24 protein-coding genes are annotated in these 23,639 nt (G+C 47.6%); 13 read left to right on the top strand and 11 right to left on the bottom strand.

Annotation, left to right across the window (positions count from 1 at the left end; translation table 11 throughout):
- Positions 1 to 6 precede the first annotated feature (6 nt).
- From secD to R2X38_RS03090, 4 genes are all read left to right on the top strand, one after another.
- Positions 7 to 1,827 carry a protein translocase subunit SecD gene (secD, locus tag R2X38_RS03105; protein ID WP_317520611.1) on the top strand — a complete coding sequence of 607 codons (1,821 nt, stop codon included), beginning with the start codon at positions 7 to 9 and terminating at the stop codon, positions 1,825 to 1,827.
- A 1-nt stretch (position 1,828) separates the two neighbouring features.
- Positions 1,829 to 2,725, top strand: coding sequence for a protein translocase subunit SecF (gene secF / locus R2X38_RS03100; protein WP_317520610.1), 897 nt, complete (start codon positions 1,829 to 1,831; stop codon positions 2,723 to 2,725).
- Between the two features lie 171 nt (positions 2,726 to 2,896).
- On the top strand, positions 2,897 to 4,084 hold the full coding sequence (locus R2X38_RS03095; RefSeq protein ID WP_317520609.1) for a cystathionine beta-lyase: 1,188 nt from the start codon (positions 2,897 to 2,899) through the stop codon (positions 4,082 to 4,084).
- A gap of 158 nt (positions 4,085 to 4,242) precedes the next feature.
- Positions 4,243 to 4,593 carry a hypothetical protein gene (locus tag R2X38_RS03090; protein WP_317520607.1) on the top strand — a complete coding sequence of 117 codons (351 nt, stop codon included), beginning with the start codon at positions 4,243 to 4,245 and terminating at the stop codon, positions 4,591 to 4,593.
- Positions 4,594 to 4,736: 143 nt separating this feature from the next.
- On the opposite strand, the gene R2X38_RS03085 is transcribed toward R2X38_RS03090, so the two are convergent.
- Complete coding sequence (locus tag R2X38_RS03085; protein WP_317520605.1) at positions 4,737 to 5,018, bottom strand: hypothetical protein; 282 nt, start codon at positions 5,016 to 5,018, stop codon at positions 4,737 to 4,739.
- A 399-nt stretch (positions 5,019 to 5,417) separates the two neighbouring features.
- On the opposite strand from R2X38_RS03085, the gene R2X38_RS03080 reads away from it, so the two are divergent.
- The 6 genes from R2X38_RS03080 to R2X38_RS03055 all read left to right on the top strand — a co-directional run bounded on the left by R2X38_RS03080 (position 5,418) and on the right by R2X38_RS03055 (position 10,305).
- Positions 5,418 to 5,972 carry a DNA-3-methyladenine glycosylase I gene (locus R2X38_RS03080; protein ID WP_317520903.1) on the top strand — a complete coding sequence of 185 codons (555 nt, stop codon included), beginning with the start codon at positions 5,418 to 5,420 and terminating at the stop codon, positions 5,970 to 5,972.
- Positions 5,973 to 6,117: 145 nt separating this feature from the next.
- A complete protein-coding gene (locus tag R2X38_RS03075; protein WP_317520603.1) occupies positions 6,118 to 7,056 on the top strand; it encodes a cation diffusion facilitator family transporter in 939 nt (312 codons plus the stop codon).
- A gap of 150 nt (positions 7,057 to 7,206) precedes the next feature.
- A complete protein-coding gene (locus R2X38_RS03070) occupies positions 7,207 to 7,593 on the top strand; it encodes a hypothetical protein (RefSeq protein WP_317520601.1) in 387 nt (128 codons plus the stop codon).
- 117 nt (positions 7,594 to 7,710) lie between these two features.
- Positions 7,711 to 8,043, top strand: coding sequence for an SMR family transporter (locus R2X38_RS03065; RefSeq protein ID WP_411184594.1), 333 nt, complete (start codon positions 7,711 to 7,713; stop codon positions 8,041 to 8,043).
- Positions 8,044 to 8,323: 280 nt separating this feature from the next.
- Positions 8,324 to 9,658, top strand: a complete 1,335-nt coding sequence (gene astB / locus R2X38_RS03060; RefSeq protein ID WP_317520597.1) for an N-succinylarginine dihydrolase — start codon at positions 8,324 to 8,326, stop codon at positions 9,656 to 9,658.
- Positions 9,659 to 9,783: 125 nt separating this feature from the next.
- On the top strand, positions 9,784 to 10,305 hold the full coding sequence (locus tag R2X38_RS03055; RefSeq protein ID WP_317520595.1) for a DUF2058 domain-containing protein: 522 nt from the start codon (positions 9,784 to 9,786) through the stop codon (positions 10,303 to 10,305).
- Between the two features lie 64 nt (positions 10,306 to 10,369).
- Here the strand turns inward: R2X38_RS03055 and R2X38_RS03050 are convergent, their stop codons facing one another.
- Positions 10,370 to 11,287 carry an alpha/beta hydrolase gene (locus R2X38_RS03050; RefSeq protein ID WP_317520593.1) on the bottom strand — a complete coding sequence of 306 codons (918 nt, stop codon included), beginning with the start codon at positions 11,285 to 11,287 and terminating at the stop codon, positions 10,370 to 10,372.
- A complete protein-coding gene (locus R2X38_RS03045; protein ID WP_317520591.1) occupies positions 11,238 to 12,209 on the bottom strand; it encodes a LysR family transcriptional regulator in 972 nt (323 codons plus the stop codon). The genes R2X38_RS03050 and R2X38_RS03045 overlap by 50 nt, the downstream gene beginning before the upstream one ends.
- A 262-nt stretch (positions 12,210 to 12,471) precedes the next feature.
- On the opposite strand from R2X38_RS03045, the gene fabG reads away from it, so the two are divergent.
- Complete coding sequence (fabG, locus tag R2X38_RS03040; protein WP_317520589.1) at positions 12,472 to 13,206, top strand: 3-oxoacyl-ACP reductase FabG; 735 nt, start codon at positions 12,472 to 12,474, stop codon at positions 13,204 to 13,206.
- A 433-nt stretch (positions 13,207 to 13,639) separates the two neighbouring features.
- On the opposite strand, the gene R2X38_RS03035 is transcribed toward fabG, so the two are convergent.
- The 7 genes from R2X38_RS03035 to R2X38_RS03005 all read right to left on the bottom strand — a co-directional run bounded on the left by R2X38_RS03035 (position 13,640) and on the right by R2X38_RS03005 (position 21,172).
- Complete coding sequence (locus tag R2X38_RS03035) at positions 13,640 to 14,644, bottom strand: substrate-binding domain-containing protein (RefSeq protein ID WP_317520588.1); 1,005 nt, start codon at positions 14,642 to 14,644, stop codon at positions 13,640 to 13,642.
- Between the two features lie 44 nt (positions 14,645 to 14,688).
- Positions 14,689 to 15,609, bottom strand: a complete 921-nt coding sequence (gene rbsK, locus R2X38_RS03030) for a ribokinase (protein WP_317520587.1) — start codon at positions 15,607 to 15,609, stop codon at positions 14,689 to 14,691.
- A 220-nt stretch (positions 15,610 to 15,829) separates the two neighbouring features.
- The gene (gene rbsB, locus R2X38_RS03025; RefSeq protein WP_039461926.1) at positions 15,830 to 16,708 is read right to left on the bottom strand and encodes a ribose ABC transporter substrate-binding protein RbsB; all 879 of its coding nucleotides are present in this window, start codon (positions 16,706 to 16,708) and stop codon (positions 15,830 to 15,832) included.
- Between the two features lie 66 nt (positions 16,709 to 16,774).
- Complete coding sequence (rbsC, locus tag R2X38_RS03020) at positions 16,775 to 17,758, bottom strand: ribose ABC transporter permease (protein ID WP_317520584.1); 984 nt, start codon at positions 17,756 to 17,758, stop codon at positions 16,775 to 16,777.
- On the bottom strand, positions 17,755 to 19,260 hold the full coding sequence (gene rbsA, locus R2X38_RS03015) for a ribose ABC transporter ATP-binding protein RbsA (RefSeq protein ID WP_317520582.1): 1,506 nt from the start codon (positions 19,258 to 19,260) through the stop codon (positions 17,755 to 17,757). Before rbsA ends, rbsC begins: the two co-directional genes overlap by 4 nt.
- 24 nt (positions 19,261 to 19,284) lie before the next feature.
- Positions 19,285 to 19,704: a D-ribose pyranase gene (rbsD, locus tag R2X38_RS03010; protein ID WP_317520580.1), complete on the bottom strand. Its 420-nt coding sequence runs from the start codon at positions 19,702 to 19,704 to the stop codon at positions 19,285 to 19,287.
- Positions 19,705 to 20,350: 646 nt separating this feature from the next.
- Positions 20,351 to 21,172 carry a TOBE domain-containing protein gene (locus R2X38_RS03005; protein WP_317520579.1) on the bottom strand — a complete coding sequence of 274 codons (822 nt, stop codon included), beginning with the start codon at positions 21,170 to 21,172 and terminating at the stop codon, positions 20,351 to 20,353.
- Positions 21,173 to 21,325: 153 nt separating this feature from the next.
- Between R2X38_RS03005 and R2X38_RS03000 the strand changes: the two genes are divergently transcribed.
- A complete protein-coding gene (locus R2X38_RS03000; RefSeq protein ID WP_317520578.1) occupies positions 21,326 to 21,691 on the top strand; it encodes a DsrE/DsrF/TusD sulfur relay family protein in 366 nt (121 codons plus the stop codon).
- 86 nt (positions 21,692 to 21,777) lie between these two features.
- Here the strand turns inward: R2X38_RS03000 and R2X38_RS02995 are convergent, their stop codons facing one another.
- Complete coding sequence (locus tag R2X38_RS02995) at positions 21,778 to 22,818, bottom strand: LacI family DNA-binding transcriptional regulator (protein ID WP_317520577.1); 1,041 nt, start codon at positions 22,816 to 22,818, stop codon at positions 21,778 to 21,780.
- A 313-nt stretch (positions 22,819 to 23,131) separates the two neighbouring features.
- Here R2X38_RS02995 and R2X38_RS02990 point away from each other — a divergent pair, with 313 nt between their 5' ends.
- Positions 23,132 to 23,575 carry a PTS sugar transporter subunit IIA gene (locus R2X38_RS02990; RefSeq protein WP_317520576.1) on the top strand — a complete coding sequence of 148 codons (444 nt, stop codon included), beginning with the start codon at positions 23,132 to 23,134 and terminating at the stop codon, positions 23,573 to 23,575.
- The last annotated feature ends 64 nt before the right edge of the window (positions 23,576 to 23,639 follow it).

Below are 23,639 nucleotides of genomic sequence, written 5' to 3'. Positions count from 1 at the left end.
AAAACTATGAGAAAAAAAGCCCCTCAGCGGTTACTGAATCATTATCCCGCCTGGAAATATGTTGTTCTGATCGTCACCTTAGTAGTGATGATGTTTAGTGCTATCCCAACTTGGTACGGAGAAGATGCTGCCGTACAAGTGTCAGCCAAGGGTGTGCCTGTCCCTGATGTCGTCCAGTTGCAAAATACTTTGAAGCAGCACGATATTGCGGTAAAGCGTATAGACCAGCAACCAGATAGTACCTTGGTTGTGCTTGCCGATGAGTCTCAGCAAACCCAAGCCCGAACGGTACTGGCTCAGGAAATGGGGCCAAAGAGCGATTCGCAATTAACTTTGGCTATGACGCCGGCTGCACCTGCATGGTTGCAGGGCATGGGTTTTGCGCCGATTAAACTGGGTTTGGACTTGCGTGGTGGAGTCCAATTCTTGCTCGATGTGGACATGAACCAGGTTTATCAAGCGCAAGCTGAATTGTTGCAAGACGAATTGCGCCAAGAGTTCCGTCAACAGGGTATTCGAAATACCCGAATTGAATCGGTGGCCGCGGACACTTTGGTAGTAAGACTTCCTAATAGCGAAGCCAATGGCAAAGTCCGTCAGTTTATCCGCCAAAACTACCCTCAATGGCAAGTCACCAATGATGCAGGCAGTGGTGTGAGACTGGCCTTGAAAGCCGCAGAGCAAGCACAGCTAAGAAACCTGACAGTCCAGCAAAATCTGCAAACCATGCGTAGCCGTATCGAAGAGCTCGGCATCACCGAAGCGCTCGTACAACGCCAAGGCGAAAACCGTATTCGTATTGAGCTGCCGGGTGTACAAGATCCAGCTGCTGCAAAAAGCGTGATTGGTGCTACGGCGAGCTTGGCATTTTACCCGGTTCGCGAGCTGGGTAGCGGCAGTACCATGACAATCAATGACGAGCATGGTCAGCCAGTGCGCGTTGCTCGTAAGCCAATCCTAAGTGGTGATCACATTGTGGATGCCCGTGCCAGCTTTGGCGAAATGGGTATGGCCGAAGTAAACATCAACCTTGATAGTGCTGGCGGTAAGATAATGTCTGACTTTTCTCGTCAGAACATTGGTAAGCCAATGGCAACCGCCTTTAGCGAATATAGCCGCGATAGTGAAGGGAACGCAGTACAGGAAAGCAAGATCATCAGTGTGGCAACGATCCAGAGCCAACTGGGTAACCGCTTCCGAATCACTGGTGCGGGCTCGATCCAAGATGCTCAGGAACTAGCATTGCTGTTGCGAGCAGGATCATTGACTGCACCGGTAACCATTGTTGAAGAACGTACGATTGGCCCAACACTGGGTGCTGAAAACATTGAGAACGGTTTTGCTGCGCTGGCGTTGGGTATGGGCCTGACACTTGTCTTTATGGCGCTGTGGTACCGCCGTTTAGGCTGGGTGGCCAATGTGGCATTGGTTTTCAATATGGTGATGCTGTTTGGCTTGCTGGCTTTGATCCCAGGAGCGGTGCTGACACTTCCTGGTATCGCAGGGTTAGTGTTGACGGTCGGTATGGCGGTCGATACCAACGTACTTATTTTTGAACGTATACGCGACAAGCTAAGGGAAGGTCGCAGCCTTGCGCAGGCTATCGATCGCGGCTTTAGCAGTGCATTTAGCACTATTTTCGATGCCAATTTCACCACCATGATCACTGCGGTTGTACTTTATGCCGTTGGTAATGGTCCGATACAGGGCTTTGCTTTAACGCTTGGTTTAGGTCTTCTAACCAGTATGTTTACCGGTATTTTTGCTTCCCGCGCCATTATCAATCTGGTTTGGGGTCGTGATGCTCGACGTGAGGTGCGAATTTAATATGTTGATCACTATGAAGAATGCAACAAAATGGCGTCACTTTACCAGTGTCGTATCTATTATCTTGCTGATTGGATCTCTAGTGGCCATTTCCGTTAAGGGGCTTAACTGGGGCTTGGACTTTACCGGCGGTATCGTGACTGAGGTGCAAACCAACAGCGCGTTAACCAGTCATGAGATTGACCAGCAATTGGATGCGAAACTTGGCCAGGATGTCAGTGTCATCGCTGCCGGAGAGCCGGGACGCTGGGTATTACGCTATGCGATCCCTGAGCAAGGCGAAGCGCCAGATGTATCTGCAGCTCTGCATGCTTTGGATGACAATGTCCAGGTTTTGAATACCAGTATTGTCGGCCCTCAAGTCGGGCAAGAGTTAGCCGAACAGGGGGGCTTAGCTTTATTGGTAGCGATATTGTGTATTCTTGGATACCTCAGTTACCGTTTTGAGTGGCGCTTGGCATCAGGCTCTGTGTTTGCGCTGGCGCATGATGTTATCTTTGTATTGGGCTTCTTTGCTCTTACCCAGATGGAGTTCAATCTGACGGTACTGGCGGCCGTACTCGCCATTTTGGGTTACTCGCTCAATGACTCGATTATCATTGCCGACCGTATTCGAGAGTTGCTGATGTCAAAACCGGATAAGCCGATTGAAGACATCAATAACGAAGCGATAGCGGCGACGATTTCCCGCACTATGATCACATCGGGTACGACACTGCTGACTGTCGGCTCTTTGTGGCTGCTGGGTGGCGGGGCGCTTGAAGGGTTTGCCATTGCGATGTTTATCGGTATTTTGACTGGCACTTGGTCTTCGGTCTCGGTTGGCACCGCGTTGCCGGAGCTGTTTAATCTCAATGCGTCACATTACAAGCTGGAGCCGGTCTCTCAAGAGCCTTAACAGAACGAAATTTATCAAAAATATTAATAAAGCTAAGGGCCTTCGGGTCCTTTTTTATAGTTAAAATGGATATTTATTTAGTGCCTAGCCATTTATATCCAACACGCCTGAACTGTGATAACGTCAAAAGTATGGAGACTAGCGCCGAGATTGAAAGGAAAGAGACGCAACATGGGTAAGAAATCATTAGAAACCAAGATCGTAACTGCAGGACGTTCATCGAAATGGACCCAATCACTGGTTAACCCGCCGGTAAGCCGGGCTTCAACTATCGTATTTGATTCGGTCAAAGAGATGAAACACGCGACGGCAAACCGGGCGAACAAAGAATTGTTCTATGGCCGTCGAGGCACTAATACTCACTTTGCATTCCAGGATGCGATGGTTGAGCTGGAAGGTGGGGTTGGTTGTGCGCTATACCCGTGTGGAACGGCTGCAATTACCAGCACCATTCTGTCGTTTGTAAAAGCGGGCGATCACATCTTGATGGTGGATGGTGTCTATGAACCTACCCGTGATTTCTGTGACAAAATGCTTGATAAGATGGGCGTGGAAACCACCTATTACGATCCTATGATTGGCGAGGGGATCCGTGATCTTATCAAGCCGAATACCACGGTTCTTTTCCTTGAATCACCATGTTCAATCACCATGGAAGTACAGGATGTACCGACCTTGGCGCGCATCGCCCATGAGCATGACCTGGTCGTGATGCTCGACAACACCTGGGCATCACCGATTAACTTCCAACCATTTGAGCACGGTGTTGATATCTCGATTCAGGCGGCAACTAAATACATTGTCGGCCACTCTGATGTTATGTTGGGTACCGCGGTTGCTAATGAGCGTTGCTGGGATCAACTACGCGAAAATAGTTACCTGCTTGGCCAGTGTACATCGCCAGATGATGTCTATCTCGCCATGCGAGGCCTACGCACGCTGGGTGTTCGTCTAAAGCAGCATGAAGAAAACAGTATCAAGGTAGCGCAGTGGCTGGCAGGGCGCGAAGAGGTTGACCATGTGCGTCACCCGGCTTTTGAAAGCTGTGAAGGCCATGAGTTCTACAAGCGTGATTTCAAAGGCTGCAACGGTCTATTCTCGGTTGTGCTGAACCGCGGGAACACCGAGGCGCTGACCGCATTGCTCGACGGTATGGAGCACTTCAGCATGGGTTATTCATGGGGCGGTTTCGAAAGCCTGATCCTTGCTAATGAAAATATCAACTCGCTGCGCACGGTGGCAAAGAAAGACTTCGCAGGCCCATTACTGCGTTTGCACGTTGGCCTTGAATCGCCGGAAGATTTAATTGCCGATCTGGAACGAGGTTTCGAGCGTTTCAATGCCGTTTTGAAGAATTAACTTTTCGTTTATCTATTTGATTAAAGGCCAGCATCGCTGGCTTTTTATCGTTCGGATACTTACTACTTCTGCCATTTTTATAGTCAATATCTAACTTGAGCACCGATACCTGCAGGTTTTGGCTACTATGTAGTAAACGCCAGACCAAAGGGGAAGTTATGAAAAAGACAGGGTATTGGGCCAGTATTGTAATACTCCCAATGACAATACTGGGTTGTTCAAGCTCAGATCTGGAAAACTACCAGTTGTTTCCTGATGATTATGACTACGATGTGCCTTACGACAGTATCTACCATTATGGTTATAACCAAGGTTGCGACAGTGCCCTTGGAGTGACAGGTAATTATGGCAAGGTGTTTGGCAAGGATGAAACCCTTGATGGTAGTGATACCAAGTTCAATCAAGGTTGGGATGATGGAAACCTGGCCTGTAAACAATCTAACGCACGGATACTGATGTCGACTTCGTTTATCAATCCTAACCAAAACTTTAGTTATAGTTACGAGTGAGTAGCGTATCGCTACATTTTCGACTTGGCATAAAAAACAGACCAGGAAGGTCTGTTTTTGGATAAGGCATTTTCATTTTGTGTATAAGATTGACCTAGCCATGTATCGTTCTTAATCGTTAGTCACAAAGTTATATGTCTTATTTAGTTTGGTCGAGTCAGTGACTGCACTTGGCCGTCTCGGAATGAAACTGGCACTACAGCATGGACTTCTGGTAGTAATAAAAATGCATCTTCATCAGATTCATTATTCACTTCTACTACAACTTGAAGGTATTTGTTCAACGCACGCTGAAGTGCGGGTGTTGAAATCTTGTTACCTTGCTTGCCGAACTGACTGTATTGACCTTTACTGGAGTATACCCAAACGTTGAACGGGTCATTTCCTTTTTCTAGCTGCTCGATAAAATCGGCGATATTTCTCATAAAAGTCCTTTTCCCTAACCAATAACGATGTATTGATTTTCCCATTATGGAATGAAGTTGTTATTTTTCAATTTGATTTACATGTCTTATCTGGGTTTATGTGATGTCGGTTGCAAAAAATTGAAACTTGAATGCATGGTCAAAAATCAAATTAACTCACCTTGTCACTTTGCACCTAAATAATCTATAAACTCATCAGTAATCGTTTACAGAATAATTCCCTAAAAGAATATTATCAAGAGGTGATGGTAATCATAACTACCCCTTAATGGGTATGCCTTGTGAAATCTATTTGTGCTCAGGAGTTTGGAGAAATATCATTGTTGTAACTAAACTTTTCGGTGAAAAAGTTGTACATATTTTGGAGGTTTCTTGGAAAAAAGTGTGTGTGCATGGGCAATGAAGCAGCCTATAGAGCGGGAATACCACGATAAAGAGTGGGGAAGGGTAAATAAATCAGATACATATTTATTCGAATTCCTGACTTTAGAAGGTGCTCAAGCAGGACTGAGTTGGTACACCATTCTTAAAAGGCGCGAAGCTTACAGGGCGGCATTTGATAATTACGATATAGCGAGGCTCGCCTTATATGAAGATGATCGAGTAGAAGCAATTATCGGTGGTTATGATGTAATAAAGCATCGAGGGAAAATCAGTTCGGTATTTAATAATGCACGGGCGGCTCAACAGTTAATTAATGAGTATGGCAGTCTGGCAAATGCGCTTTGGCAGTTTGTTGAGCATCAACCAGTAAATAACCACTGGCAATCGATGGAAGAGATACCAACTTCAACAGAAGCTTCTAAGCAAATGAGTCGTTTTCTCAAAAAGAAAGGTTTTAAATTTGTCGGTGAAACGATTTGCTATGCATTTATGCAGGCGGTTGGAATGGTGAATGACCATTTGGTGACCTGTTACTGTCATCAAGAGGTAATAGAGGGCAAAATAAAATAATCCAAAGTTGATAGTTTTTACCTAATTTTAGCGATAGTCGAGAGAAACTGGTTTGCAACAGTGATGACGCGTATTATGTTCACTTGTTTTATCCCTCGTAATTTGGCTTTGACGAGGGGATGTTAACCATGCAGAAGTTGGGACAATGGCTGATAATCCGGTAAAAGTAATACAGCGAGCGACGTGGGTAGGCTCAATTGCAAACGTAAGTTTGGCCGTATTAAAGATCACGATAGGTAAAATTACAGGTAGCCAGGCTTTGGTTGCTGACGGTGTACATTCTTTTTCGGATCTAATCACCGATACCGCTATTTTGATTGGCTCACGCTATTGGACCGCGCCAGCTGATAAAGGCCACCCATACGGGCATGGCCGATTTGAAACCTTCACCAATATCTTTATTGGTGTATTGCTGCTTATTGTTGGTATTGGTATTGGCTGGGATTCGCTATCGGCTCTGGGCCATGAAACCAACGCCGTTCCGGGAATGCTGGCTTTCTGGGCGGCTATAGCTTCAATTGTAGTGAAGGAGGTGTTGTACCGTTGGACGGTTATCCAAGCAAAAAGAATCAACAGCCGTTCTCTTCATGCCAATGCATGGCACCATCGTACTGATGCCCTGAGTTCACTACCAGTGGCAGTTGCTGTAATCGCAAATTATATTTTCCCAGACCTACATTATCTCGACCAGGTTGCAGCGTTGATCGTCACTGCAATGATCCTAAAAGCGGCATTTGAAATTTTGTGGCCGGCTATCATGGAATTGGCAGAAGCGCAGGCTGATGAAGACATCGAGGCTAAGATCCAAGGTTATGCCAGTGAAGTACCAAAGATCAAAGAAGTCCATGCTATCCGCAGCCGTCGTACTGGTAGTACAATTTTGTTAGACTTTCATATGCTAGTGGACCCCGACATGCGGGTTGAGGATGCCCATACTATCAGCGAAAACTTCAAGTCTCATATCTTGGCCCAGATAGATGAATTAGTTGATGTGATTATCCATATCGAGCCATATACTTGTGCCGAGCGCGTCATAAATCCGTGTTGCGAGGAGAAGGGCTGCGATGATAAGAGCTGTGACTAATTTGCGCTCAAGTGACGAATAAAAAAGTGCTAATTCTCAAAATTGAGAAGGTGTAGCAACAACGCACTTGGCTATCTTCTTTAATGTGACCCCGATCAAATTAGCTAGCTGCTCTTTTGCTGCTAGCTAAGGTCTTAAAGGAGAAGCGCTATGCCGTTAATCAGAATTAAGTCGTTGCCTTTTGCTCAAGAAGTGAATATTCCCTCCATGTTAGGTGTGCTTTCCAAAGCAGTATCAGAAACCAGCGATATCGATTTAAAACATGTTATGGCGACTTGGGATTACCTCTCTCCTCATCACTATGCCCACAACGGAAAGGTAGTAGACTGCCAGCCTGATAAAACCCACCCTTTGTTAGTTCATCTCGTTGCACCCAGTTTCAACACCGAAGAGCAAATTGCCAATATGCTTGAAGTGATTGCCAACACCTTGGCTGATGTATTGCCTGTGGCGAAGGAAAACATCTTTATCAATTTCTCTCCAGCCTACAGCGACGGAGTCTATGACTCGGGACATGTTGTTGAGTGGGACGATTAAACTTATGGGTTTGTTTAGCTAAAGTAATGCCTTAATTCATGACTTATTCATCAAACTGGCATAGGATGAGCGCTTTTCAAATGCTATGAGTTTCAGATGTTTAAGTTGATTGCGGCTATGCCCCCTATGATGGCCTTGTCTATAGCGATTGTTTGTGAAGTGATCGCGACGTCGATGCTGCCTAGAACCCAACAATTTACCCAGTTTGTACCCACTCTGATAACGTTATCGGGGTATGCTGTTGCTTTCTTTATGCTGTCTGTCACAGTAAAGGCTGTGCCTATTGGGATTGCCTATGCGATTTGGTGTGGTGCCGGGATCGTTTTGGTTGCCATGATCAGCTGGCTGTGGCACGGCCAGCAGTTGGATTTACCAGCGGTGATAGGCATGCTCCTTATCTTGTCGGGTACCGTTGTTATCAATGTTTTTTCTAGTTCAGTGAGCCACTGAGTGACTTCTTCTTTATTACATATGATGATCCAGCGCACAGTTCAATAAAAAGCCTGCTTGCCCTAAGCGGGCTTTTCTCTAACCTTCAAACGCTTAATTATGTGTCCGATTAGGAATAGGCACATTAAGTAAGTCATCTTTAATGAATAGACATGCCAATAGTAGTTGTTTCTATCTTCGTCTCTATGCTAACCAGAGACTTGTACCGCACTTGTTGTAAATGTAGCGATTTTGTTATTGTTGGTGGTATGCAAAGGTGGTAACTAAACATGGAATGTCTATGAGCGCACTTGAAGTAAATTTTGATGGTCTAGTTGGGCCAACGCATAACTACAGCGGTCTCTCTTTTGGTAATGTCGCTTCTGCAAAAAACCAAGCTAACCCATCCAGTCCTAAACAGGCCGCTTTGCAAGGCCTGGCAAAGATGAAAGCTTTGTCAGATATGGGAATGGTGCAAGGGGTATTAGCGCCGCAGGAAAGACCTGACATTGCCACACTCCGTCGGTTAGGATTTACCGGTAGTGACCAGTCGGTATTGGCAGCGGCAGCGAAGCAGGCTCCACAAGTGCTGGCAGCGTGCTGTTCAGCTTCAAGTATGTGGACCGCTAATGCGGCAACTGTTTCTCCTTCGGCTGATACCAAGGATGGAAAAGTCCATTTTACACCCGCTAACCTCATTAATAAGTTCCACCGCTCAATCGAACATGAAGTAACAGGCCGAATCCTCAAAGCGACATTTTCAGATGAGGAACATTTTGTCCATCACCCAGCCCTGCCAAGCGTTGAGCACTTTGGTGACGAAGGTGCTGCTAACCATACCCGTTTTTGCCTTGATTACGGGCAGCAAGGGGTTGAGTTCTTTGTTTTCGGCCGCTACGCCTTCGATAACCGGTATCCTGCACCGACAAAGTTTCCAGCACGCCATACCTTTGAAGCCTGTGAGGCGGTGGCAAGGCTGCACCAGCTAGATACAGACAAGGTAGTCATCGCCCAGCAAAACCCGAACGTGATTGATCAAGGCGTGTTTCACAATGATGTCATTGCGGTGGGTAACCGCAATGTATTGTTTTGCCACGAGCAGGCGTTTTTAAATCAGCAGGCTGCTTATGATGAGCTAAACCTGAAACTCTCTGGCGAAATGCGGATTATTGAAGTACCGACCGACAGTGTGTCGATAGAAGACGCCGTTACTAGCTATCTGTTCAACTCCCAGCTCATCACCATGCCAAATGGTGACAATGTGCTGATATTGCCTGAAGAGTGCCGTAATAACCCTAGGGTATGGGCATACCTTGAACAGCTTCTGGCAAATAAACAGGGTATTGATGGGATAAAAGTATTTGATTTGAAACAGAGTATGGCCAACGGTGGCGGCCCTGCTTGTTTGAGGCTGCGCGTGGCACTAACACAGCCAGAGCTGGCGGCGGTGAACCCAAGCACCTTGATGTCAGAGGCTTTATATGGCCAGTTGAGCGGTTGGGTGGAGAAGCATTACCGTGACCGGTTGGTTGAAGCGGACTTGGCTGATCCTTCATTACTGCTTGAGTCACGTACAGCCCTTGATGAGCTGACGCAAATCCTGAACTTAGGCTCGATATACCCCTTCCAGCGTTAATCGTTTGATATGCGGCGTGTTTGCGCCGCTTATCTGGTCGATGTCTGCTAAGTCAAGGTTGACGTGATTCCGGCGACAAAGGGATAATAGGGGTTTAATATATCTTTGCCCGTGACGGAGTCGAAATGGCGAAATTATCCCTTCAAGAGCAGATGCTAAAAGCTGGTCTTATTGACAAGAAAAAATTGAAAAAAGCGGGCAAACAGTCCAAGAAATCTCGTACTCTGCGTAATGAGGCTAAAGCCGCTGTTGAAGCGAATAAAGCTGCCCAGTTGGAGCAGGACAAAGAGCTGAACCGCCAGAAGCAGGATGAAGCGAATAAGAAAGCTATCGCTTCTCAGGTGAAGCAGCTGATCGAAATGAACAAGATAGATCTGGCTGATGGTGATATTGGTTATAACTTTACCGATGGTACGCTAGTTAAGAAAATCTATGTCGATAAGCAGACACAAGACCAGCTTGTTAGCGGCCGACTAGCGATTGCCCGCTACCTGGAGGGCTACGCAGTGATCCCTGGTGTAGTTGCCGATAAGATCAGCCAGCGTGATGAAGAGACGATCATTGTCAACAATACTGTGTCTGAGCAGGAAGTTGATGAAGATGATCCGTACGCGGACTTCCAGATCCCAGATGATCTAATGTGGTAATGCCACTAATCAAAGCCTATTTTGAGCCCAGCACCCAGCTGGGCTTTTTTATCTTCGCTGTAGATTACTGGTTCAGAAAACTATCTATGTATCGGTAAGTTTGCTCACAATCGTTTGGTGCTAGATCTTCCAAATTTAAATAAGCATGTGTCATGTTCTCGAAGTGATGGTGAACACTTGGGATCCCTAGCAATTGCAAACGCTCGAAATAGCGCTTTCCTTCATCCTGTATCGGGTCAAATCCTGCTGTTATGAGCATGGTTGCTGGGTGGTTACTGGGTAACGCTGAAAACAGTGGTGAAGCTTCTCGGCGGTCTTCGCCTTGTTGAAAATACTGATCGAAGTACCACTGCACTTTTGCTGTCTCTAAAATGTAACCTTCACGGTAGTCGACCAAGGAGTCACTGGAAAAAGTGTAATCCAGACTTGGGTATATCAGCACCAATTGGTTGATCATTTCTGGGTGACGCTGTGCCAGTGAGGTTGCTAAAGCTCCACCGGCTGAGTCGCCAGCAATAGAAATGTTGTGCTGAAAGGCAACAGTGAGCTTCTCGAGGGTATGGACTATTTCTTCTAGGCTCATGATGCAATCGACCAAACCTTTGGGGTAGGGGTGATCTGGAGCAAGGCGATAGTCAATTGTCACTACAATATGCTGACTATGGTGGGCAAGACGGCGGCTTATTGGGTCGTAAACCGCAATACTGCCACACATGTGACCACCACCATGGAAGAAAATCAGTACCGGTAAAGCCGCATCAGGAGACGGGTGGTAAATCCGACAAGGTATCGATGTGCCGTTGATATGGGTATCGATGACTTGGCTTATCTCCACTTTTGCAGTGACAAACTGTTGGGTAATAGTCGCTAGGCCTAGCCTTGCCATTTCTGGTGTTGGCGGAATGCCGAGTTGCTTTGCTTGCGATAGGGCATCATTGAATGATTTTAGCCAGGTCTGCAGGCTTGGTGGCATATCGGCCATGGGCGCTTCCTTGTTGCTTTAACAGTTCAATTTCCGGAACACGCTCTATCAGATAATCTTTGAAGTTGGCACAGCGTGCAGGCATATATTTACGGGGCTTAAAATAGAGGTTGAGCTCAAATTGACTACTTACATAATTTTCTAAAACGGGTTGAAGAGTCTTTTTTTCGATCTCATTAGAGATCAGGCTCAGTGGTAGATAGGCTATTCCACCACCATTTAGCGCAATGTTCTTGAGGATTTCACTGTCATCGGCTTCGACGGTCTGGGCGATTTCTACAGTTGAATATTCACCATCCAATTCGAAAATCCACCGGTTGCCACCCACAAGGGTACTTGCATAGAGGCAGCGGTGGTGTTTGAGATCATCGGGGACGATGGGCTTGCCGTTTTTCTTGATATAACCCGGTGAGCAGCATGCCATCAAGGGCTCTCGGAGCAGTGAACGTTTCACCAGTAGGCTGTCTTTATCCTGGAAGCCTCGGTAAGTGGCATTGGCACGGATAGCAAAGTCGACATCATGGACGTGATCGACTTCGAAAGCGGTTTCTAATACCACAAAATTGATTGACGGGTGCTCTTGCAAATACTCGCCGATGATCTGGCTTAGGTAGTGTTTGGCAAACAGTGGGGTACTGGCGATTTTGATGGTGCCTTTGTCCTCACTGCTCATGTTCTGGACTTCATTGAAGACATCATCAATCTGGGTATGAAGTAGGCTGAACCTGTCAAATAACCGTTGTCCAGCTTGGGTTGGAGTGATTTTTCGGGTGGTCCGCTTGAGCAAACTCACCCCCATTTTTTCTTCCAGTTCATTTAACCAACGACTGGCAGCGGAAGGTGAGATATTGTTGTGCTTGGCCGCTTCGCTGATCGAACCGGTTCTCACAACATGAAGAAAGAAGACTACCTTGTCTAACATGATCACCCCCTAAAATCCATTTCCCTACATATAGTTATAGCAAAAAAGTGCCAGAAAATGATGACGGTATGGTTATCGCCTCGGTTGATATCCCATATTCGCAAAGGTGATTTGCATCAATGTGACTAATCGTTTGGGGTGAATCTTCTAAAATACGAGAATACAGTGAGTTGTGTTGCCCGTCACAACTGCAGGCACTCGCTAATACCAGTTCTAACCGTTTTGCTGTAACAGTTTGGTATTCATATAGGGGAATAAAAAAATGCTAAATAACAAAGTGTGTATTGTGACAGGTGGTGCCCAAGGGATTGGCCGCTGCATCGTCGAAACCTTTGCCAAGAATGATGCGTTGCAAGTGTATGCGTGCGACATGAATCTGGCCGCAATGGCTGACTTGGAGGCAAAGTATCCGAATGTCACTGGTATTGAGCTGAATGTTTGTGATCGTGAGAATATTGCGCATTTCGTTGAACAAGTGAAATCAGAACACGGCAAGATTGATGTATTGGTCAACAATGCCGGAGTAACCCGTGACAACCTAATTGAAAAAATGACCGAGGAAGATTGGGATCTAGTGTCTGATGTTAACCTAAAAGGTGTGTTTAACATGACCCAGGCGATTGCGCCGGTCATGGTTGAAGGCGGTGCAGGTTCCATCATTACCATGTCCTCTGTGGTGGGTACCGATGGCAACATTGGTCAGTCTAACTATGCGGCCACGAAAGGTGGCGTGATTGCCATGACCAAAGGGTGGTCGAAAGAGTTTTCTCGCAAAGGTGCCCAAGTGAGGGCGAACTGTATTGCGCCTGGGTTTATTGAAACACCGATGACCGTTGATCTACCTGAGAAAGTCTTGGATTTCATGAGACACAAAACACCGCTAGGCAGGATGGGTAAGCCACAAGACATTGCCAATGGCGCGCTATTCCTTGCTAGCGACAACTCGGGATTTATTACGGGTCAGACGCTAAAGATTGATGGTGGGTTGGTTATTTAACTCTGCTATCTTTTGGATTTAAATTAATCCCCTGCTTAACGGCAGGGGATTTTTTGTGCGTCGAATATACAGTAGAGATAATGGGTAAAGCTAAAAATGATTGGAAAAGAAGTCATTCTCCCATTGCGTGGAAAGGGATAAACAGAGTAAGCGAAGTTTAATCCAGTGCGTAATGCCATCGAGCATATTGCTGTCCTTAGCTAGGGTAGGGCTAGCTGTGAATTTGAAAGCAAAGGTTTAATGTGAACTTTGAGCTTACAGTTGTACGCTGAATTAAATATTCGGTCAATTGTTATCTTGCTTCTTGTTAAAGAACAGCCGATTTTGCTGGGTTTGATGCCATGAATTTTTGTAACGGTATATGTCTAACGCTTTGAGGGAAATAAAAAAGCCCGTGTATGATACGGGCTCTAGAGGTTTTCATGAGTTTACACTAATGAATACGCTTAACGCTGTCACGCTCTACCAATGTCGGCTCAAGCTGTATCACCGTGTTGGCTTCATGCTTGTTTTGGATCTTGCTGAGTAGGATATCGACAGCTTGTTGACCCAGTCTGTGTTTAGGCTGATGGATGGTCGTCAAAGAAGGCGTGATATATTTTGCCAGCTTGATATCGTCGTAACCCACAATAGAAAGATCTTCAGGCACGCGGATGCCTTTTTTGCTGGCGGTATTAATGACGCCCATCGCCATCATATCGTTACAGACGAATAAGGCTGATGGTAGGGGCCCTTTGCCAAACACCTCATTAAAGGCGATTTCCCCGCCTTCACACTCAAAGTTCCCTGATGCAATCCACTGTTTGTTGACTTCCAAGCCGGCTTCTTCCATCGCCTGTACATAGCCTGACAGGCGCTGTTGGGCAGTAAGCTTATCGAGCGGGCCGGTTAGGCAGCCAATTTGGGTATGGCCTTGGTCGATAAGGTGCTTGGTCGCCAGATAACCACCGTGGTGGGAGTTATCCTGGATCTTGTCGCTCGGAAAATCAATCGGCCCCCAGTCCATCACAACGGTTGGCACTGGCTGGTGGCGAGAGAATAAATCGAAGGCCTGGCCATCGACTTCGCTGCACATCAGCAGCAGGCCGTCGACACGTTTTTGCAGCAGGATATCCAGGCTGTCACGCATACGGGCCAGGTCGCCTTCGGTGTTGCACAGGATCAGGTTATAACCTTGCTCATAGCAGCGGCGCTCTACACCTTTTACGACTTCACCAAAGAATGGGTTGGTCGAGGTGGTTACTAGCATACCGAAAGTACGGGTGTGGTTAACCTTCAGGCTGCGCGCCAAGGCCGATGGGGCATAGTTCAGCTCTTTTACTGCCGCCATAACGCGAACAGAAATGTCTTCACTGACAAAGCGGGTTTTATTCAGGACGTGGCTAACTGTCGAAGTCGAAACCCCTGCAAGCTTTGCTACATCTTTGATTGTCGCCATAGGTTCTCCCTGAACCGTGCCCGGGCGGGCACGGCATCATTAACTTATTGGTGCTCAATAAGAAAGCGTTCCACTTCACGGCGGTGTGGAATAGACGTTTGAGCACCCATTCGGGTGACTGAAATTGCAGCAGAAGCATGGGCAAAGCGGATGGCGTCATCCATCGCCTTGTTCTCCTGAAGGCCTGTCAGCAATGCGCCGTTGAAGGTATCGCCTGCTGCAGTGGTATCTTTCGCATCAACACGGAAGCCCGGTACTTGCCGTCCCTGACCGTTTTCGCTGACCCAAACGCCTTGGCTGCCCAAGGTGATCATGACCTGTTTGATCCCTTTTGCATGCAGGGCATCAGCCGCGTTCTGCGCGCTGGTGGTATCAGTTACCTTGATACCGGTTAGCAGCTCTGCTTCAGTCTCGTTAGGGGTAATCATATCAATATGTTGCAATAAGTCATCCGATAAAGGTTGGGCAGGGGCTGGGTTGAGGACAACACGAGTACCTGCTTGCTTGGCTACTTTGGCCGCTGCCTCAATGGTCGCCATCGGGGTTTCTAGTTGCATCAACAGCGTATCAGCTTGCTTGATAAGATTATGGTGCGGCTCGATACGTGCCGGGCTCAGGCAACCGTTGGCTTCGGCGGAAATTGCAATGCTGTTCTCGCCAGTCGCCGCCACTTGGATCATCGCAATACCGGTTGGCATGCCTTTTTCAATCATTACGCCATCGGTGTTCATGCCTTCTTTGGCGAAGGCGTCACGCATCTCGTGGCCGAAGCTGTCATCACCGACACAGGCAATGAATGCGATATCGGCACCCAGACGGGCAGCAGCGACTGCTTGGTTTGCCCCTTTACCACCAGGGATCACACAGTAGCTATGGCCATGCAGCGTTTCTCCCGGACGAGGGAAAGATGCAACTTGCAGAACATGGTCGGCGTTCACACTGCCAAGAACGACTAATTTATTCATATTGGGACCTTTTTGATTCTCATTGGCCAAAATGTATGGCTTAGCAGTTGGGAAAGAAATGTTTGCTAAACCATAGACTCTGAACACTATCTGGGGTGTTGGGAGGCAGGATATAAACAGAAGTTCAGTTATATCCTGCCCGGCTATTGGCTATTGGCTATTGGCTATTGGCTATTGGCTTTGAACCTTTTGCCTATCGCCACTTGCCTCAAGCCTTCTCTTATTCTGAAACCACTTTCAGAGGAACAGGGATGTTTGCTTCAACCTGCTCGCCTTTCAGCATCTTGTCTGCAGTCTCTACACCTAGCGCACCGATTAGATCAGGCTGCTGGGCGATAGTTGCACCTAGCTTGCCACGCTTAACCGCTGCGATACCGTCGTCAGTACCATCGAAGCCAACGATCAGGACATCTTTGCCTGATGCTTGAACAGCACGGAGAGCACCCAGTGCCATTTCGTCGTTCTGAGCAAATACCGCTTGTACGTCAGGGTTAGCAGCTAGCATGTTTTCCATTACGTTCAGGCCCTTGGTACGGTCGAAGTCTGCTGGCTGGCTAGCAAGTAGTTCCATACCGCTGCCGTCAACCGCCTGCATGAAGCCTTTACCACGTTCACGGGCAGCAGAGGTACCGGCGATACCTTCTAGCTGAATAACACGTGCTTTTTCACCCACTTTTTCCATGATGAATTTACCGGCCATTTCACCGCCTGCTACGTTGTCAGAGGCAATGTGGCTAACCACTTCACCACGGCTTGCACCACGGTCCAGGGTCAGAACAGGGATGTTAGAGCGGTTCGCCATGCGGATTGCATTGGAAACGGCATCAGAATCGGTAGGGTTGATTAGAATTGCCTTCACGCCACGTACCGTAAGGTCTTCCACGTTGGAAAGCTCTTTGCTTGGGTCGTTTTGTGAATCAAGAACAATCAGGTTATAGCCCAACTCTTTCGCTTTGGCTTCAGCCCCTTCCTTCATGGTTACGAAGAATGGGTTATTAAGCGTGGAGACAACCATTGCCATTGTGTCCTGCGCGGCAGCCGTAGAGCTGAATGAAGCTGACAGTACAGCGGCAGAGATTAGGGTTGCTAACTTTTTCATTCTATTTTCCTTTCTACATATGTCGGGTGGAGGCGGGCAGGGGGCTACCCGCGTACAGAGGTTGTGTTACTTATTTTTGTTATCTACAAGGACTGCCAGCAGGATAACCACTGCTTTAGCAATCATTTGGTAGTAGGAGGAGACATCCAATAGGTTTAGGGCATTGTTCAGGAAGCCGATAATCAGTGCACCAATCAAGGTACCCATGATACGGCCTTTACCACCGGCTAGGCTGGTGCCGCCAAGAACAACTGCTGCAATCGCATCAAGCTCGTAGCCCATACCTGCTGTCGGCTGAGCCGAAGACAGACGAGAGGTGACGATGATGCCGGCAAGGGCGGCTAGCAGACCACAGATGGCGTAAACACCAATCTTGACGCGATCCACATTGATACCAGATAGGCGAGCGGCAGATTCGTTACCACCCAGCGCGTAAATGTAGCGACCGAAACGGGTGTGGTTCAGTAGGTACCATACTGCAGCAAAGACAATCACCATCAGCCAGATTGGCACAGGGATACCCATTGCATAGCCAGTACCGAACCAAGCAAAGCTGTCAGCAACGTCAGTGAAACCGGTAGAAATAGGTCGACCGTCGGTGTAAACCATGGTCACACCACGTAGCAGGGTCATGGTCACCAGTGTGGCAATGAAAGCCTGTACTTTACCCTTGGCGATAATGACACCACTGATTGCACCCAGCGCAGCACCGGCCAGCAAGGCAGTTGGCACCGCAATCATTACCGGCACTTCCATCGCAATGAGGGAAGCGGCAAAGGCACCGCACAAGGCAAGGACAGAACCCACGCTCAGGTCAATACCTGCAGTCAGGATAACCAGTGTCATACCTACAGCAATGATGGCATTGACCGAGGTTTGACGCAGAATATTCAGGATATTGTCGACGGTGAAAAAGTTCGGGTTCAGGAATGACACCACGACAATCAGGAATACAAGGGCAATCAGAGACTTCTGCTCGATCAGCCATTCTTTGCTAAATAGCTTGGCGCTACCGGAGTTTTGTTGTTTGGTCATAGCGTTGCTGCTCATGCTGCTACCTCGTTGATTTGTTTACCCACAGCGCAGGCAAGAAGTTTTTCTTGGTCGGCATCTTCAGCCATGAATTCGCCGCTGATTTTGCCTTCGTGCATGACCAAAATGCGGTCACTCATGCCGAGTACTTCCGGCATCTCAGAAGAAACCAGAATGATGCTCATCCCTTCTGACTTGAATTGGTTGATTAGCTGGTAGATCTCTTTTTTCGCACCGACGTCTACCCCTCGGGTCGGCTCATCGAGAATCAATACTTTTGGCTTGGTCATCAGCCCCTTAGCAATGGCTACCTTCTGCTGGTTACCACCAGAAAGGTTGCCGATGATCTGGTTGCGTGTAGGGGTCTTGATGTTGAATAGGCGGATGAAATCTTCCACAGCGGTGACTTCGTCGTAGTGTCTTAGCTGAACACCTTTTGACAGCTGTTCTAGCGAGCAAATCGACATGTTTTCTTTCACCGACAGGCCGAGGATCAAACCATCACCTTTGCGGTCTTCAGAAATATAGGCGATGCCGTTGGCCAGTCCGTCTTGTGGGGTCAGTGGGTTGATCACCTTGCCATCAAGCACAATATCACCGGCTTCACGCTTCAGGGCACCGTAAATGACTTTCATTAGTTCGGTACGACCTGCGCCCATCAAGCCGGAGATCCCTAGGATCTCACCGCGATCTAAAGTGAAGCTAACATCGTGGACACCTGCGCCAGATAGGTTTTTCACTTCAAGGCAAGTAGTACCGTGTTTGACGTCGATGCGTGGGTATTGTTCGTCCAGACGACGGCCAACCATCATTTCGATCATGGTGTCTTCATCGATATCGGCCACAGCACGCTGGCCGATGAACTTACCGTCGCGAAGAACCGTGATATCGTCACAGATCTCGAAGATCTCTTTTAAACGGTGCGAGATATATACGATGCCTGTGCCTTCTTCACGCAACTCATTGATCACCTTGAACAGGGATTCTGTTTCGGTGTCGGTCAGGGCGTCGGTCGGCTCATCCATAATGATGACCTGAGATTTGAAAGACAGCGCTTTGGCAATCTCAACCATCTGCTGCTCACCAAGGCTCAGTTCGCCAAGCAATGTGCGCGAGCTGTGTTTAACATTGAGGCGAGCTAGCAGGGCATCGGCTTCTTTATACATTTGTGCCCATTTGATGCCGCCAAATGCGTTAGTTTTTTCACGGCCAAGGAAAATGTTTTCGGCAATGGTCAACTCAGGGATCAGGTTCAGCTCCTGGTGGATAATGCTGATACCCGCTTCCTGTGAATGGCGTGGGCCATTGAAGTTAACGGTTTGGCCCTGATAGCGGATTTCGCCCGCATCCATATGGTAGATGCCGGTCAATGCCTTCATCAGTGTTGACTTACCTGCACCGTTTTCACCCATCAAGGCCATCACCTTGCCCGGGTAGACATTCAGGCTGGCTTTATCCAGCGCTTTCACGCCAGGGAATGCCTTTTCGATGTCTTTGAGTTCTAGAATTGGCTGAGTCATAGGGAGTCCTTGCAACTAGGCCTTTTAAAACACAACGCCGGCTTGGAAAATGACATTGGCGTATGGGGTGCATTCTCCAGTACGGATCACCGCTTTACTGCTTTGGGTGTGTACTTTGAATGCTTCATGAGGCACATAAGCGATATTGAATGTTTTACCGCACATCGCTTCTTCTTCGCGGAGAAGAGCAATCAGCGCATCGTGGTGTTCAGGGCTAACTTGCTTGAATTCTTCTGCCATCACCACGCCTTCAATCTGCATTTCGCCCAACAACGCTTTTACTGTCTGGATGAAAGTGGGTACGCCAGGGATAAGGGCAAGGTCAATACGTTGGGTTTCATCTGGGATAGGCAGACCGGCGTCACACACAGTGACTTCATCGGTATGGCCAAGCGTGGCAACCAGATAGGACAATTCAGAGTTGATGAGTGCGCTCTTTTTCATGCTTGCACCTTAATTATTGATGGTGGTGATGCTTCTAACGTCGTTTGCCAACCTTGGCAGTGTCATCCATGTCTTAATCGAACATCGAAACGATTACGCAATCGTTTCGATGACGATAAATGTAAAAGCAAACGTTTCGATGCGCACTAATTATGGTTGAAAAATGTGATTGCGCTCAGAAGAAATATGCTTTCAGTGAATGATTTTTGTTCGCCGTCAAGAAATCCATGCCTTGGGTGTGTGATTTTTGTGTAAGGTTTTGCAAAGGGTGTCAGTTTGTTTTGAAATTCCATGCACTAAAAGCGTATTATTACGGCGTTATATACCCATACCTTTTGAGTGGGTTGGAAGTCCCTCTTCGTTCTTAAATCACCTAAATGGATTGCTCGTGATGGTAACCGTACTACAGCTTCAACCTATTCTGCTCAGTATTGCCCCTGTTTCGGTGGCAGTAATGCTGTACGCGATGAAGAGAAAGAAACTGTGGTTGATGCGGGTGTCTTTGATTGGCATGGTATTGTCGGTGCTTTTGTTGTTTGCCTTTCAGTATCTGGATTATCGCCTCTTAGAAAGTTGTCTCCAGCAAGGGGAAGTCTATAAGCCCTTTCAGAGTCAGTGTTTCAAATTTAATTAGCGACATTAACAGCTAGCTTAGTGTTGCCAAGATAACCTGTGCACTGGGGAAAACGGCATAGGCATCATCCCCAATACTGAGCGTTGAAACGTCTTCGCTTCCTTTATCAATCAGGGCGCAAATCTCATCGTCTTGATTGAGTGTCAGGGTAACTTCGACCGAGCTGTCATCGGTATCAATCGCTTTGACTTTACCTTTCAACCAGTTTTGATCTGGTGCGGCATTCGGCTGTTCACTTTTCGATAAGGCAAGAAGGGGAGAAGCGGGGAGCTGGATATCAATCGCCGGCCCTTTGATTAGCGCAACCACATCTTTGCCAGGGTGCAGATTCAGTCTTACTGTACTGCCGTGGGTTATGGTAGCCGTTAGGTGAGCTCCACTCTGTAATTCCACCGAGATCAAATCATGCAGGGCATGATTCTCGATTCGCTTAATGGTTCCGAACAGTTGGTTTCTGGCACTGGTTTGCAGCGATAATTTACTCATTACTCCCAGTAAACTGTGCAGCGGCACACTGTCATCATTCAGTGCCTCCAATCCCATTGATTGGATTTGCTCCAGCAACTCATACATCTGTACCAGACGTTGGCCATGATTAGTCAACGAAGCGCCACCGCCGCCTTTGCCGCCTTTTTCAGACTCGATGAGAGGAGATTCAGACTGCTTGTTCATTTCCTTAACGGCGTCGTAAGCTGCTTTGTAGCTGAGCCCGGCTTGTTTGGCACCCTGGCTGATCGAGCCTGTATCGGCGATCGCCTTTAGCAGGGCGATACGTCGGGGATTGGCAAACATTTTTCCCTGTTGTGACAGAGTCAGAATTGCATCGAAGTCCATGAGGTGTTTCCTGAGCGGCCTTATTGCTAAGAACGTGAGCTAGCGTGATTATCTAAGTGCTTAATTAACGTAGAGTATACCTGATTTTCTTACAGGTTTGGCGATCTCCTTTATCGCCATTTTTCCTGAGCATTCGATAGGATTGTGACTACCATGAAAAACCAACAAACCCTACTGTTCATTCTCAATGATGCCCCGTATGGATCTGAACGCTCTTTTAACGGCTTACGCTTAGCTATTAACCTGGGCGAGCAAAGCGAAGCAGAGACGGACATCAAGATTTTTCTGATGTCTGATGCGGTTAGCTGTGCACTACCTGCTCAGACGCCGGGCGAAGGGTACAATGTCCAGCAAATGCTGGAGATCCTAATGGCTCAAGGCGCTGAAGTGAAATTGTGCAAGACGTGTTGTAATGCCCGCGGCCTCTCTTCCTTGCCACTTATCGAAGGGGCTGAGATAGGGACATTGGATGACCTGTCACTATGGACTTTGCAGGCCGATAAGGTCGTGACCTTCTGACTAGAATCAGGGCTGGTTGAAATCAGCCCTTTTGATGTAATTACCGGAATTTGTGGTGGCTTACTTTATCTGTCGCGAGCCCAAAATCACTGAGTATGGCTGCTGGCGCGCGGGGTTAGCTGGAAACCGATATTAATACTGCTGGCAGACCCATTCAGAGATTCGCTATCTTTGATTTTTTCTACCAGCAGCTCTGATGCCTTAGTTGCCATGTCATGGTAGTTAACGTGAATAGCAGTGATCCCAGGGTAGCTTTGCTGGCAGAAATCAGCACCATCTAAACAGGTGATCGCCATGGATGTCGGTACTTTGATCACCCTACGTTGGCATTCGAACAGTGCGCCCATGGCTATGTTTTCGTGGGTACAGATCAGGGCATCGAGTGCTTGCTCCCGCAGAAGCAGCTTCGCTAACCCTTCAGCTCCCAATTCGATGCTGGCTTGCTGGTGGGAGGTCAGGAAATGATCCGGAGCCAGATAACCTTCGATCATTGCTGCTTGCCAGCCCCTTAACTGTTTGTTAAGGATTGCTTGGTCACCATGACCGCCGATAAAGCCGATGTTTTTGAATCCATGTTCAATCAGTTGTTGGGTCAGCACTTTTGCTGCTTGGTAATGGTCGACACCCACATTGAGGTCAATCGCCAGTGGCGTGATTTCATTGACCTCCAGAACAGGGATATTACAGCTCTCCAGTAGCTTGCGGCCCTTGGCCGATCTTTCGCTACCAAACAGCACGATAGCCGCTGGACTACTGGCCAGAATATTGGTCAGGATTTTCTCTTCTTGATCCAGCACCCCGCCGGTATAGCTGATCTGCAGTTGGAAATCACGTTTGGCCAATTGGGCTTGGAAGGGGCCGATAAATTGGCAACAGGCACTTTCTGTCATGGAAGGGATCAGCATGGCAATAGTGTCACTCTGGCCAGAGGCCAGCGCACCGGCAGCTTTGTTGGGAATATACCCAAGCTCATCGACCGCTTGTTGGATCTTTTCGCGTAGTTTATCTGAAACTTGCTCTGGGGTACGCAGTGCCCGAGATACTGTCATCGACCCCACACCTGCGAGTTTGGCGACATCTGCAAGTGTTGCACGTCCCGTACTTCGACGTTTTCGAGGCTCAGCCATCGAATCTCCCTACATCTTAAAATAGCATTGCTAACTTTCTGGTATTAGCAATGATATTTTTATCTAAAAATCAGGTGGTTAAATATACCACTTGAATATGTTTACTGTGAAATACGCATTTTAACCTTGTTAATACCCAGGTTCCAACTGGTTTGCTCGGTCTGTGATATGAAAAATGATAGCGCTATCACAAAATTTGGTAGCGCTATCAGGTAGCGCTACCAAATGTGATTTTGATCGCTTTATTTGCACCGAACGATCGTTAAAGTGACCCCATCGACACAACGTACCCAATTAAGAAACGAGAAGAGCGATGCTGAAAGAACTGCTTACCCCAGATGTAATTAGCCTTCATGACTCGGCTGAAAACTGGCAACAGGCGATAGAGCTATCTTGTCAACCGCTAATTGACAATGGCGCTATCGAGCCAAGATACGTTGAGGCCATTTTTAAATCTCACGAGGAAATGGGGCCTTATTACGTTATCGGTCCGGGTATCGCTATGCCGCATGCCCGCCCTGAGAATGGCGTTAACCGCCTAGCGCTTGGCCTAACGGTGATCCGCAACGGAGTTAACTTCGATGCTGATGAAAATGACCCGGTAAAAATGCTAGTGACGCTAGCGGCAACTGATAGCAACAGCCATGTTGATGCGATTGCTCAGCTCGCAGAACTCTTTATGAATGAAGAACATGTGGCGCAGATTTGTGCCGCTCAAGATGTGGATGCTATTCGCCGCATCATTGAAACCTATTAATTCCAATGGCTTCGGCCAACTAAATTACAGCGCACAATAAATAACGCTCAAGAAGTAGAAAGGT

It is taken from the genome of Photobacterium rosenbergii (assembly GCF_033022775.1).
Taxonomy (GTDB): Bacteria; Pseudomonadota; Gammaproteobacteria; order Enterobacterales; family Vibrionaceae; genus Photobacterium; species Photobacterium rosenbergii_A.
Note: the sequence above shows the minus strand (reverse complement) of the source record. Positions and strands in the feature narration are given on the sequence as shown.

Excerpts from the sequence above, each read along its gene's own strand:
- R2X38_RS03045 (WP_317520591.1), bottom strand. The coding sequence starts at position 12,209 with ATGTTAGACAAGGTAGTCTTCTTTCTTCATGTTGTGAGAACCGGTTCG.
- astB (WP_317520597.1), top strand. The coding sequence starts at position 8,324 with ATGAGCGCACTTGAAGTAAATTTTGATGGTCTAGTTGGGCCAACGCAT.
- R2X38_RS03075 (WP_317520603.1), top strand. The coding sequence starts at position 6,118 with ATGGCTGATAATCCGGTAAAAGTAATACAGCGAGCGACGTGGGTAGGC.
- R2X38_RS02995 (WP_317520577.1), bottom strand. The coding sequence starts at position 22,818 with ATGGCTGAGCCTCGAAAACGTCGAAGTACGGGACGTGCAACACTTGCA.
- R2X38_RS03090 (WP_317520607.1), top strand. The coding sequence starts at position 4,243 with ATGAAAAAGACAGGGTATTGGGCCAGTATTGTAATACTCCCAATGACA.
- R2X38_RS03005 (WP_317520579.1), bottom strand. The coding sequence starts at position 21,172 with ATGGACTTCGATGCAATTCTGACTCTGTCACAACAGGGAAAAATGTTT.
- rbsC (WP_317520584.1), bottom strand. The coding sequence starts at position 17,758 with ATGAGCAGCAACGCTATGACCAAACAACAAAACTCCGGTAGCGCCAAG.
- R2X38_RS03055 (WP_317520595.1), top strand. The coding sequence starts at position 9,784 with ATGGCGAAATTATCCCTTCAAGAGCAGATGCTAAAAGCTGGTCTTATT.
- rbsD (WP_317520580.1), bottom strand. The coding sequence starts at position 19,704 with ATGAAAAAGAGCGCACTCATCAACTCTGAATTGTCCTATCTGGTTGCC.
- R2X38_RS03065 (WP_411184594.1), top strand. The coding sequence starts at position 7,711 with ATGCCCCCTATGATGGCCTTGTCTATAGCGATTGTTTGTGAAGTGATC.
- fabG (WP_317520589.1), top strand. The coding sequence starts at position 12,472 with ATGCTAAATAACAAAGTGTGTATTGTGACAGGTGGTGCCCAAGGGATT.
- R2X38_RS03050 (WP_317520593.1), bottom strand. The coding sequence starts at position 11,287 with ATGGCCGATATGCCACCAAGCCTGCAGACCTGGCTAAAATCATTCAAT.
- secD (WP_317520611.1), top strand. The coding sequence starts at position 7 with ATGAGAAAAAAAGCCCCTCAGCGGTTACTGAATCATTATCCCGCCTGG.
- R2X38_RS03035 (WP_317520588.1), bottom strand. The coding sequence starts at position 14,644 with ATGGCGACAATCAAAGATGTAGCAAAGCTTGCAGGGGTTTCGACTTCG.
- R2X38_RS03085 (WP_317520605.1), bottom strand. The coding sequence starts at position 5,018 with ATGAGAAATATCGCCGATTTTATCGAGCAGCTAGAAAAAGGAAATGAC.
- secF (WP_317520610.1), top strand. The coding sequence starts at position 1,829 with ATGTTGATCACTATGAAGAATGCAACAAAATGGCGTCACTTTACCAGT.
- rbsA (WP_317520582.1), bottom strand. The coding sequence starts at position 19,260 with ATGACTCAGCCAATTCTAGAACTCAAAGACATCGAAAAGGCATTCCCT.
- R2X38_RS03070 (WP_317520601.1), top strand. The coding sequence starts at position 7,207 with ATGCCGTTAATCAGAATTAAGTCGTTGCCTTTTGCTCAAGAAGTGAAT.
- R2X38_RS03080 (WP_317520903.1), top strand. The coding sequence starts at position 5,418 with ATGAAGCAGCCTATAGAGCGGGAATACCACGATAAAGAGTGGGGAAGG.
- R2X38_RS03000 (WP_317520578.1), top strand. The coding sequence starts at position 21,326 with ATGAAAAACCAACAAACCCTACTGTTCATTCTCAATGATGCCCCGTAT.
- rbsK (WP_317520587.1), bottom strand. The coding sequence starts at position 15,609 with ATGAATAAATTAGTCGTTCTTGGCAGTGTGAACGCCGACCATGTTCTG.
- R2X38_RS02990 (WP_317520576.1), top strand. The coding sequence starts at position 23,132 with ATGCTGAAAGAACTGCTTACCCCAGATGTAATTAGCCTTCATGACTCG.
- R2X38_RS03095 (WP_317520609.1), top strand. The coding sequence starts at position 2,897 with ATGGGTAAGAAATCATTAGAAACCAAGATCGTAACTGCAGGACGTTCA.
- rbsB (WP_039461926.1), bottom strand. The coding sequence starts at position 16,708 with ATGAAAAAGTTAGCAACCCTAATCTCTGCCGCTGTACTGTCAGCTTCA.